General features: G+C 70.8%; 9 protein-coding genes. 4 read left to right on the top strand and 5 right to left on the bottom strand.

Annotated elements, in window-relative coordinates; all coding sequences use genetic code 11:
- Window positions 1–84: 84 nt before the first annotated feature.
- The 3 genes from B7P34_RS08300 to B7P34_RS08290 all read right to left on the bottom strand — a co-directional run bounded on the left by B7P34_RS08300 (window position 85) and on the right by B7P34_RS08290 (window position 1,849).
- Window positions 85–660 (bottom strand): TerD family protein, encoded by a 576-nt coding sequence (locus tag B7P34_RS08300; protein WP_030369882.1) that lies wholly within the window; start codon window positions 658–660, stop codon window positions 85–87.
- A gap of 140 nt (window positions 661–800) precedes the next feature.
- A complete protein-coding gene (locus B7P34_RS08295) occupies window positions 801–1,259 on the bottom strand; it encodes a peroxiredoxin (RefSeq protein WP_106675162.1) in 459 nt (152 codons plus the stop codon).
- Between the two features lie 167 nt (window positions 1,260–1,426).
- Window positions 1,427–1,849: a DUF3052 domain-containing protein gene (locus B7P34_RS08290; protein ID WP_106675161.1), complete on the bottom strand. Its 423-nt coding sequence runs from the start codon at window positions 1,847–1,849 to the stop codon at window positions 1,427–1,429.
- Between the two features lie 479 nt (window positions 1,850–2,328).
- Between B7P34_RS08290 and aceE the strand changes: the two genes are divergently transcribed.
- Window positions 2,329–5,061 carry a pyruvate dehydrogenase (acetyl-transferring), homodimeric type gene (aceE, locus tag B7P34_RS08285; protein ID WP_106675160.1) on the top strand — a complete coding sequence of 911 codons (2,733 nt, stop codon included), beginning with the start codon at window positions 2,329–2,331 and terminating at the stop codon, window positions 5,059–5,061.
- A gap of 121 nt (window positions 5,062–5,182) precedes the next feature.
- Here the strand turns inward: aceE and B7P34_RS08280 are convergent, their stop codons facing one another.
- Both B7P34_RS08280 and B7P34_RS08275 read right to left on the bottom strand, forming a co-directional pair.
- Window positions 5,183–5,566 carry a peptidase inhibitor family I36 protein gene (locus B7P34_RS08280; protein ID WP_223267623.1) on the bottom strand — a complete coding sequence of 128 codons (384 nt, stop codon included), beginning with the start codon at window positions 5,564–5,566 and terminating at the stop codon, window positions 5,183–5,185.
- A 114-nt stretch (window positions 5,567–5,680) separates the two neighbouring features.
- Entirely contained in the window at window positions 5,681–7,273 is a 1,593-nt protein-coding gene (locus B7P34_RS08275) for an MFS transporter (protein WP_106675158.1), read from the bottom strand.
- A gap of 114 nt (window positions 7,274–7,387) precedes the next feature.
- Here B7P34_RS08275 and B7P34_RS08270 point away from each other — a divergent pair, with 114 nt between their 5' ends.
- The 3 genes from B7P34_RS08270 to B7P34_RS08260 all read left to right on the top strand — a co-directional run bounded on the left by B7P34_RS08270 (window position 7,388) and on the right by B7P34_RS08260 (window position 10,335).
- On the top strand, window positions 7,388–8,050 hold the full coding sequence (locus tag B7P34_RS08270; RefSeq protein ID WP_106675157.1) for a TetR/AcrR family transcriptional regulator: 663 nt from the start codon (window positions 7,388–7,390) through the stop codon (window positions 8,048–8,050).
- Between the two features lie 98 nt (window positions 8,051–8,148).
- Window positions 8,149–9,369: an alpha/beta hydrolase gene (locus B7P34_RS08265; RefSeq protein WP_106675156.1), complete on the top strand. Its 1,221-nt coding sequence runs from the start codon at window positions 8,149–8,151 to the stop codon at window positions 9,367–9,369.
- A 105-nt stretch (window positions 9,370–9,474) separates the two neighbouring features.
- On the top strand, window positions 9,475–10,335 hold the full coding sequence (locus B7P34_RS08260; protein WP_106675155.1) for a DUF4429 domain-containing protein: 861 nt from the start codon (window positions 9,475–9,477) through the stop codon (window positions 10,333–10,335).
- Window positions 10,336–10,349: the final 14 nt, after the last annotated feature.

Here is a 10,349-nt window from a genome sequence, read left to right as displayed (position 1 = left end):
CGCCGCACCCCCGCGAGGTGCGGGGGTGCGGCGCCGGACGCGGACGGCTGTCCTGATCGGACGTCGACGATCAGACGTCGACGATCAGACGTTGACGCCGAAGTCCTGGGCGATGCCGCGCAGGCCCGAGGCGTAGCCCTGGCCGATGGCGCGGAACTTCCACTCGGCGCCGTGGCGGTAGAGCTCGCCGAAGACCATGGCGGTCTCGGTCGAGGCGTCCTCGCTGAGGTCGTAGCGGGCCAGCTCGGTGTTGTCGGCCTGGTTCACGACGCGGATGTAGGCGTTGCGGACCTGGCCGAAGCTCTGCTGACGCGACTCGGCCTCGTAGATCGAGACCGGGAAGACGATCTTGGCGACGTCGGCGGGCACGCCGGCCAGGTTGACCTTGATGACCTCGTCGTCGCCCTCGCCCTCACCGGTGAGGTTGTCACCCTGGTGCTCGACGGAGCCGTCGGGGCTCTTGAGGTTGTTGAAGAAGACGAAGTTCTGGTCGTTGGCGACCTTGCCCTGGTCGTTCGTCAGCAGCGCGCTGGCGTCCAGGTCGAAGTCCGTACCGGTGGTGGTACGGGCGTCCCAGCCGAGACCGACGATGACCGCGGTCAGGTTCGGGGCCGCCTTGGTCAGCGAGACGTTGCCGCCCTTGCTGAGACTGACTCCCACGAGTCCTCCATTGGTTTTCGAGGGGCGAGGAGTCTCGCCTGCGCCCCCGTTGTGCGATGGCAACCGGTCAACGTCTGGATCCTAGTGACCGGTTCCCGGCGATGGCATGCTTCTCGGCGCGGAAGGCTCCGCGCCCCGGCTCAGAGAGCCGCGAGCGCCTCGGCGTACTCGCCCAGGTCGCGCGCGTCGGGCAGGCCGTTGACGACCGTCCAGCGCACGACGCCTTCCTTGTCGATGATGAAGGTGCCGCGCACGGCGCAGCCCTTCTCCTCGTCGAAGACGCCGTAGTCGCGGCTGACGTTGCCGTGCGGCCAGAAGTCGGAGAGCAGCGGGTAGGTGAGGCCCTCCTGCTCGGCGAAGACGCGCAGCGAGAACGGGGCGTCGTTGGAGACGGCCAGCAGCTGCACGTCGTCGTTGACGAACTTCGGCAGCTCGTCGCGCAGGGCGCACAGCTCGCCGGTGCACACGCCGGTGAAGGCGAAGGGGTAGAAGAGCAGGACGACGTTCTTCTCGCCGCGGAAGTCGGAGAGCCGGACGGTCTCGCCGTGCTGGTTCCGCAGCGCGAAGTCCGGAGCCTTGGTGCCGACCTCGATCGCCATGTTCGAAATCCTTCTTCTCGGCAGGGCCGGTCCGCGAGGCCTGCCCGGCCCCGGCCACCGGCGGGTAGGCCGCCAGTGTGTCACTGCGCCCGCCGGGGGATGCACGGAGCCCCCCGGGCAGCGTGCTGCCGGGGGGCTCGGTGCGGGTGTCGGTGCGCCCGCCGCGACTAGCGCTTGGGGGCGGCCAGGCGGGTGCCGGTCCAGTCCTTGGCCACGCTGATGCTCTTGGTCTGCGAGAGACCGGCGGTCTGCGAGGCGTCCTGGATGTCGCTCGGCTCGATGTAGCCGTCGCGGCCGGTCTTGGGCGTCAGCAGCCAGATGTTGCCGCCGTCCTCAAGCAGGCCGATGGCGTCCACCAGCGCGTCCGTGAGGTCTCCGTCCTCATCCCGGAACCACAGCAGGACGACGTCGGCCACGTCGTCATAATCCTCGTCGACGAGGTCCTGGCCGATGAGGGACTCGATACCTTCACGGAGATCATGATCGACGTCGTCGTCGTAACCGATCTCCTGGACCACCTGTCCGGGCTCGAAACCCAGCCTTCCGGCCGGATTGGTCCGCTCCTCCGCGTGGTCCGCGGTCGCGCTCACGGATTTCCTCCTGTCATCCTTCGAGACGTTGCATTCGGCTCGCGCGTACGCGAAACGATGGGCGTAGTCCACACGTGACGGACGGATCGCGCAAGTACCCGGCCATCGAGACCGCCGAAACGTTGACGGACGCGGACGTCCTGTGGCAACTCCAACCCTGTGGCGGGAGGGGCGAGTGATTCACAACACAGAACTTTGCCCCTTTTGCGAAGTTACTCCATGTGATTCCACGGAGCGACCCCGAACAGCCGTACACGGGGAACCTCCATTGGGGGCGTAAGGTTGCGATTTGGCCGCCCCGGGCGACCAACAAACGCTGCTTCGTCTCACCAGTGGTGGTTACCGCCCAGTAGAGATGACGTTTCCGCCGCCGCGGTCCACGATGGGAGCCGGCGCCAGATAAGCAGCCCCATATTTGACCGCGTGCGCAGCAACACCGCGTGCAGAGCACGACCACGACCGAACAGCGAAGGAACAGCGTGGCTTCCGGATCCGATCGCAACCCGATCATCATTGGCGGCCTTCCCAGCCAGGTCCCGGACTTCGACCCCGAAGAGACCCAGGAGTGGCTCGACTCGCTCGACGCAGCCGTCGATGAGCGAGGCCGGGAACGTGCCCGCTACCTCATGCTTCGCCTGATCGAGCGGGCTCGCGAGAAGCGCGTCGCCGTGCCCGAGATGCGCAGCACGGACTACGTCAACACGATCGCGACCAAGGACGAGCCGTTCTTCCCCGGCAACGAGGAGATCGAGCGCAAGGTCCTCAACGCGACCCGCTGGAACGCGGCCGTGATGGTCTCCCGTGCCCAGCGCCCGGGCATCGGCGTCGGCGGCCACATCGCCACCTTCGCCTCGTCCGCCTCGCTGTACGACGTGGGCTTCAACCACTTCTTCCGCGGCAAGGACGGGGGTGACGGCGGCGACCAGATCTTCTTCCAGGGCCACGCCTCCCCCGGCATCTACGCCCGCGCGTTCCTGCTGGACCGGCTCTCCGAGCAGAACCTGGACTCGTTCCGCCAGGAGAAGTCCAAGGCCCCCTACGGCCTGTCCAGCTACCCGCACCCGCGCCTCATGCCGGACTTCTGGGAGTTCCCGACCGTCTCGATGGGCCTCGGCCCCCTCGGTGCGATCTACCAGGCCCGCATGAACCGCTACATGGAGGCGCGCGGCATCGCCGACACCTCCAAGTCGCACGTCTGGGCGTTCCTCGGCGACGGCGAGATGGACGAGCCGGAGTCGCTCGGCCAGCTGTCCATCGCCGCCCGCGAGGGCCTGGACAACCTGACCTTCGTCGTCAACTGCAACCTGCAGCGCCTCGACGGCCCGGTCCGCGGCAACGGCAAGGTCATGCAGGAGCTGGAGTCGCAGTTCCGCGGCGCCGGCTGGAACGTGATCAAGCTGGTGTGGGACCGCTCCTGGGACCCGCTGCTGGCCCAGGACCGCGACGGCATCCTGGTCAACAAGCTCAACAGCACCCCGGACGGCCAGTTCCAGACGTACGCCACCGAGACCGGCGCGTACATCCGCGAGCACTTCTTCGGCGACGACCACCGTCTCCGCAAGATGGTCGAGGGCATGACCGACGACCAGATCCTGCACCTGGGCCGCGGCGGTCACGACCACAAGAAGATCTACGCGGCGTACGCGGCGGCCAAGGCCCACAAGGGCCAGCCGACGGTGATCCTCGCGCAGACCGTCAAGGGCTGGACCCTGGGTCCGAACTTCGAGGGCCGCAACGCGACCCACCAGATGAAGAAGCTCACGGTCGAGGACCTCAAGCGCTTCCGCGACCGCCTCCACATCCCGATCGCGGACAAGGAGCTGGAGTCCGGCCTGCCGCCGTACTACCACCCGGGCCGCGACTCGGAGGAGATCCAGTACATGCACGACCGCCGCAACGCGCTCGGCGGTTACGTGCCGACCCGCGTCGACCGGTCGAAGCCGCTGGCCCTCCCGGACGACAAGGTCTACGCGAGCGCCAAGAAGGGCTCGGGCCAGCAGTCGATCGCCACCACCATGGCGTTCGTCCGCATCCTGAAGGACCTCATGCGGGACAAGGAGATCGGCAAGCGCTTCGTGCTGATCGCCCCCGACGAGTACCGCACCTTCGGCATGGACGCGTTCTTCCCGTCGGCCAAGATCTACAACCCGCTCGGCCAGCAGTACGAGTCCGTGGACCGCGAGCTGCTGCTCGCGTACAAGGAGTCGCCGACCGGCCAGATGCTGCACGACGGCATCTCCGAGGCGGGCTGCACGGCCTCGCTGATCGCGGCGGGTTCCGCCTACGCGACGCACGGCGAGCCGCTGATCCCGGTCTACGTCTTCTACTCGATGTTCGGCTTCCAGCGCACGGGTGACCAGTTCTGGCAGATGGCCGACCAGCTGTCGCGCGGCTTCGTGCTCGGCGCCACCGCGGGTCGCACCACCCTGACGGGTGAGGGCCTCCAGCACGCCGACGGCCACTCGCAGCTGCTGGCGTCCACCAACCCGGGCGTCGTCTCCTACGACCCCGCGTTCGGCTTCGAGATGGCGCACATCGTCAAGGACGGTCTGCGCCGGATGTACGGCGAGAACGCCGAGGACGTCTTCTACTACCTGACCGTCTACAACGAGCCGATCCAGCACCCGGCCGAGCCGGCGGACGTGGACGCCGAGGGCATCCTCAAGGGTCTGTACCGGTTCTCGCAGGGTGAGAAGGGCGCGATCCCGGCCCAGATCCTCGCCTCCGGCGTGGCGGTGCCGTGGGCGATCGAGGCCCAGAAGATCCTCGCCGAGGAGTGGGACGTCAAGGCGGACGTCTGGTCGGCCACCTCCTGGAACGAGCTCCGCAAGGACGCGATCGAGGCCGAGGAGCACAACCTGCTCCACCCGGAGGAGGAGCTCCGCGTCCCGTACGTGACGCAGAAGCTCCAGGGCGCCGAGGGTCCGTTCGTGGCCGTCTCCGACTGGATGCGTGCCGTGCCGGACCAGATCTCGCGCTGGGTGCCGGGTGCGTACCAGTCGCTCGGTGCGGACGGCTTCGGCTTCGCCGACACGCGTGGCGCGGCCCGTCGCTTCTTCCACATCGACGCCCAGTCGATCGTCCTGGCCGTGCTCACCGAGCTCGCCAAGCAGGGCAAGGTCGACCGCTCGCTGCTGAAGCAGGCGGTGGACCGCTACCAGCTGCTGGACGTCACGGCCGCCGACCCGGGCGCGGCCGGCGGCGACGCGTAACCGCCTCCCGCCGGGGTTCGCCCCGCACAGCCCTACTGCCGGTGCCCCCGGCCAGCTCTGCTGGCCGGGGGCACCGGCAGTTTGTGTTGAGGCCGGCACCACCCGGCCGGGCCGGAAGGAGCTAGTGCTCCCAGACCTTGTACGCCCGTACGGTGAACGGCGTCTCCGGCGCCCACGTCCCCGACGGGTACGTGGTGAACTCACCCGTCTCCGCGCACGTAGCGCTCTGATACGCGGTGACAGGGCGCCCCGTGCGGTTGGCGAGGGACGCCGCGCTGCCGCCCGCCGGTAAGGTCACGCAGTCCTCGATGCCGATGTCCGCGAGCTCGCTCGTGCTGCGCGTCCCGTGGAATGCGGCCTTCGTCCACAGGCACAGCTGCCCGGCGTCGCAGGGGCCGAGCCGCTCCCTGCCCGCCGCGGCCGCCGCGCCGGCCGTGGGCGCGCAGAGCAGGGCCAGCGCGGCGGATGCGGTGAGGGCGGCGGCGACGGTGCGGATCCTACGCATGAACATCACTCCCTGTGTCGGTGTTGTCGCACACCGCATCCTGACGGGAGTGACCGCCGGTGCCAAGAGGGCCCCGCGGTGCGGGGCCCTGATAGGGGAAGGCGTGCGTCCGGGTCAGATGTGGGCCGCGCCCGCCGCCGCCTCGGGGTTCGATCCGCGCTTGGTGAACAGCGCGACCACGGCGGCACAGGCCGCGACGACGCCCGCGACGGTGAAAGACAGGTTCATCCCTGACACGAAAGTGTCATGCGCGATGTCCGTGATCTTCCCCGCGAGCTCCGGCGGCGCCCCGGGCGGCACCGGTGCCACGCCGACCGCGACGGCGTCCGCCGCCCCGGCCGCCTGCTGCGGAGTGCCGGCGGGCAGCCCCGACTCCGCCCATTTGGCGGGCAGCGTGTCGTCGACGCGGGCGGCCATGACGGCGCCGAGGACGGCCGTCCCGAGCGAGCCGCCCACCTGCATGGCGGCCTGCTGCAGGCCGCCCGCGACGCCGGCGTGCTCCAGCGGGGCGTTGCCGACGATGACCTCGGTGGCGCCGACCATGACCGGGGCGAGGCCGAGCCCGAAGAGGGCGAACCACACCGACATCACGCCCGTGCCGGAGCCGGCTTCGAGGCGGGCCATGCCGAAGCAGGCGACGGTGGTCAGCAGCATGCCCGCGACCAGCGGGATCCGCGGCCCCACGCGGGTGATGAGCGCGCCGGCGGCGGGCGAGCCGACGATCATCATGCCGGTGAGCGGCAGCAGGTGCAGGCCCGAGTCGACGGGGCTCATGCCGTGCACGTTCTGCAGGTAGAAGGTGACGAAGAACAGGCCGCCGATGAAGGCGAACGCCATCAGCAGCATGAGCACGGTGCCGGCGGTCAGCGGCACGGAGCGGAAGAGCCGCAGCGGCAGCAGCGGTTCGCGGGCCCTGGTCTCCCAGAAGGCGAAGAGGAGGAGGGCGAGGGCCGCGCCCGCAAGGAACAGCAGGGTCTTCGCGTCGCCCCAGCCCCAGTCGCGGGCCTTGATCAGCGCCCAGACGAGGCAGAACATGCCGGCCGAGAGCAGGCCTATGCCGGGGAGGTCGAAGGAACGCGGGGCCCGGGCGGCCCGGTGGTCCCTGAGGATGGTGAGGCCGAGGACGAGCGCGACGACACCGACCGGCACGTTGATGAAGAACACCGACTGCCAGTTGACGTGTTCGACGAGGACGCCGCCGAGGATGGGGCCGCCGGCGGTGGAGGCGCCGATCACCATGCCCCAGATGCCGACGGCCATGTTGAGCTTGCTCGCCGGGAAGGTGGCGCGCAGCAGGCCGAGCGCGGCCGGCATCAGCAGCGCGCCGCAGAGGCCCTGGAGGACCCGGAAGACGACGACGGCCGACACGCTGCCGGAGAGCGCGATGGCTCCGGAGGCGGCGGCGAAGCCGGTGGTACCTATGAGGAAGGTCAGCCGGTGACCGAACCGGTCACCCAGCTTGCCCGCGGTGATGAGCGCGACCGCGAGGGCGAGGAGGTAGCTGTTGGTTATCCACTGGACATCGGCGAGCGAGGCGTGGAGGTCATCCCGGATGACGGGATTCGCGACGGCGACGATCGTGCCGTCGAGCGCGACCATCATCACGCCTATCGCCACGGTAACGAGGGTCAGCCAGGGGTGGCCGCGGTACCCCTTGCGGGAACCGAGGTCCGGCTGCGCCTCGGCGACAGCGGTCTGAGACGTCATGCCGAGAATTATGTCAGTGCCTGCCAATTGGCCGTCGACCGCATGCGCCGGTGTCTGCCATATCCGCGGATGGCTATCCTGAGCAGCACAAACGTGGCGGAGGAGAGACGATCCATGCACGCGATCGAGGGTGCGGCGGCCCGCTCGGGGGCGCCGTCCGGGCTGCGCGAGCGGAAGAAGCGGCGCACGCGGGACACCCTGATCCGGTCCGCCCTGGAGCTGTTCGCCCGCAAGGGCTACGAGCGCACCACCGTCGACGAGATCGCCGAGGCCGCGGAGGTCTCCCAGCGCACCTTCTTCCGCTACTTCGCGAACAAGGAGGAGGTCGCGCTGGCGATGCAGACCGCCGTCGACGACCTCTTCCTCGCCACGCTGCGCTCCCGGCCCGCGGCCGAGGCCCCGCTGCCCGCCCTGCGCGGGGCCGTCCTCGGCACGTGGGACGGCGCGCGCGCCGTCATCGAGGCGGTCGTGCCGCTGGAGCTGTTCCTGTGCACGTACCGGCTGATCGAGTCGACGCCCCAGCTGCTGGCGGCGCGGCTGCGCTCGCTCTCGGAGGTGGAGGAGCTCCTCGCCCTGGAGATCGCCCGGCGCGAAGGGCTGGATCCGCGGACCGACCCCCGGCCGCACGTCCTGGTGGCCGCGTTCGCCGGGGTGATGCGCGTCACCACGCGGGCCTGGGGCGAGCGCGGGGAGGGCGGCCTGGACGATCTCCGGGAGCTCACCGTGGCCTATCTGGACCAGCTGGGTCCGGCATTGGCGGAAAACTGGCGCGCTTGATCGAGAAAACCACGCTTGTGCCCAATTCCCCCCACTCAAACGTGAGATAGCTCACGGACTCCGCAGTCGCCGCCGGGTTTCTCCTAGGGTGTTTCGCGGTGACTTCCTTCCCGGAGCTCGGCTCCCCCTCCTCCGTACCGTGGACGACCACGGCCACCGTGTGGCGCGCGCTGCTCGCCCTGGCCGTGGTCTTCGTGATGCTCGGCACGACCGGCTGGACGGCCGTCAGAAGCCACAAGGCGGCCGGGGACGCCCGTACGGTCTCGCTCAGCGCCTGGCTGCACGCTTCCATAGCGGGCCGCCCGCTGCCGGCCCCCGGGACGGCCTCCGACACCGTGGCCCGCTTCTTCGCCTCCCTCACCGGGGCCCAGCGGACGCGGCTCGCCGACGAGTACCCCCTCGTCGTCGGCAACCTCAACGGCGCCCCGCCCGCCCTGCGCTACCGCGCCAACCGCGCCGCCCTCGACCAGGCCCGCGCCGTCGAGAAGCGCCGCAGCCACGCGAGCGGCCTCAGCCCCGTAGGCCGCCGGGAAGCGCTGCGCCGCATGCACCGCTTCGAGTCCCTGCAGCAGGACGGGCGGCAGATCCTCGCCTTCGATCCCACCGGCGACGGCCGGGTCGCGGAGGTCATCGGCGACCTCGACCGGGCCCAGCGGGTCTCCGTCGTCGTCCCCGGCGTCGACACCAACCTGCTCACCTTCGAGAAGTCCCAGCGCTCCTACAGCGCCCCCGTCGGCATGGCCCGCTCCCTCTACGCCGCCGAGCGCAAGGCCGCCCCCGGCACCCGTACGGCCGTCATCGCCTGGGCCGACTACACCTCGCCCGCCGGCGTCGGCATGGACGCCGCCACCGGCAAGCTCGCCGCCGAGGGCGCGCTGCGGCTGCGCGCCGCGGTCCGCGCGCTGCCCGGCGACTCCCGGGTCGCCCTCGTCTGCCACAGCTACGGCTCGGTGGTGTGCGGCGTCGCCGCGCGCGACCTGTCCCCGCGCGTCACCGACGTCGCCGTCGCCGGCAGCCCCGGGATGCGCGCCGACCACGTCTCCGAGCTGCGGACCAGCGCCCGGATATGGGCCATGCGCGACCCGGACGACTGGATCCAAGGCGTGCCCCACCTGGAGGTCGGCGGCCTCGGCCACGGCGCCGACCCCGTCTCGCAGGGCTTCGGCGCGCGCGTGATGTCCGCCCGCGGCGCGGAGGGCCACGCCGGCTACTTCGAGCCCGGCACGACGAGCCTCGCCAACTTCGCGGGCATCGGCGTCGGCGCGCCGTCGACGGTCAGCTGCGCCGACGGCGGCGGAAGCTGCACGGCGGGCGTGTAGCCCGGCGCGGCGCGGTCTCCGCCAAGCCGTACGTACGGGCAACGCGCGTAGCCCATCGTTCCCCGCGGGGGGACGCGCGGGCGGGCGCCGCATACGATGACGGGCATGGGTGATGTGCTGACGGGTTTCCACACCGTCTGGGAGTTCGACACCGACTCCGTGCTCATCCGCTTCGAACGGGGGATCCGCACGCCGAAGCTGCTCCAGGCGCTCGGTGAGCGACGCATCCCCTACGAGGCGCTCGCGGCCGTCGAACTGGCCCCGGGAAGGCGCGGGACGGTGGTGCTGCGCGCGGTGCCGAGACCGGGCGCCGATCCGCTGATGGATGTCGCGGACGGCCAGCTCAAGGAGAGCACCGACCCGTACCGGCTGGTGCTGCCCGAGCAGCGCGACGCCCTCGCCGAGTACTACGCGGACGAGATACGGGCCGCCCTCGGCCCGGACGCGGCCGATCCCGCCCTGCGCCCGCTCGTCGCGGCGCCCGTTCCCCCGCCGTCCTTCAAGGCCTACGACGGCAAGGCCTCCTTCGACGGCCGGTCGGTGGCCTTCCGCTGGTTCTGGACGGGCGCGTCGTCCGCCAAGTGGAAGGCCGGCGACCAGCGGTTCGCCGTCGAGGAGCTCTCGGGCGTCGAGTGGCGCTCCCCGGAGCTCGCCGGCGGCCATCTGCGGCTCGTGCCGCGCGGCGGCGAGGACCAGCCGTCCGGCCCTGCCGACCAGGATCCGGCGGCCGTCGTCTTCGGCATGGGCTACGGCCTGCTGCACGAGTCGTTGCCCTTCGGCGCGGCCGTCCTCGAAGCGGTCCGCGCCGCGGCCCCCAGCGCGCCGGCCGCGCGCGTGCCCGCCGCCCGCCCGGACCCGGGCGGCATCGCCGACCGCATCCGCCACCTGGGCGCGCTGCACGACGCGGGGCTCCTGACCGACGACGAGTTCAGCGCGAAGAAGGCCCAGCTCCTGGCCGAGCTGTGACCGGGAGCCCCGCT

Origin of the sequence: Streptosporangium nondiastaticum, assembly GCF_003011965.1 — a bacterium.
GTDB classification, from domain to species: Bacteria; Actinomycetota; Actinomycetes; order Streptomycetales; family Streptomycetaceae; genus Streptomyces; species Streptomyces nondiastaticus.
Note: the sequence above shows the minus strand (reverse complement) of the source record. Positions and strands in the feature narration are given on the sequence as shown.

What these genes read in the sequence shown, in the direction of transcription:
- B7P34_RS08295 (WP_106675162.1), bottom strand. Translation starts at nt 1,259, where the DNA reads ATGGCGATCGAGGTCGGCACCAAGGCTCCGGACTTCGCGCTGCGGAAC.
- B7P34_RS08280 (WP_223267623.1), bottom strand. Translation starts at nt 5,566, where the DNA reads ATGCGTAGGATCCGCACCGTCGCCGCCGCCCTCACCGCATCCGCCGCG.
- B7P34_RS08275 (WP_106675158.1), bottom strand. Translation starts at nt 7,273, where the DNA reads ATGACGTCTCAGACCGCTGTCGCCGAGGCGCAGCCGGACCTCGGTTCC.
- B7P34_RS08270 (WP_106675157.1), top strand. Translation starts at nt 7,388, where the DNA reads ATGCACGCGATCGAGGGTGCGGCGGCCCGCTCGGGGGCGCCGTCCGGG.
- B7P34_RS08260 (WP_106675155.1), top strand. Translation starts at nt 9,475, where the DNA reads ATGGGTGATGTGCTGACGGGTTTCCACACCGTCTGGGAGTTCGACACC.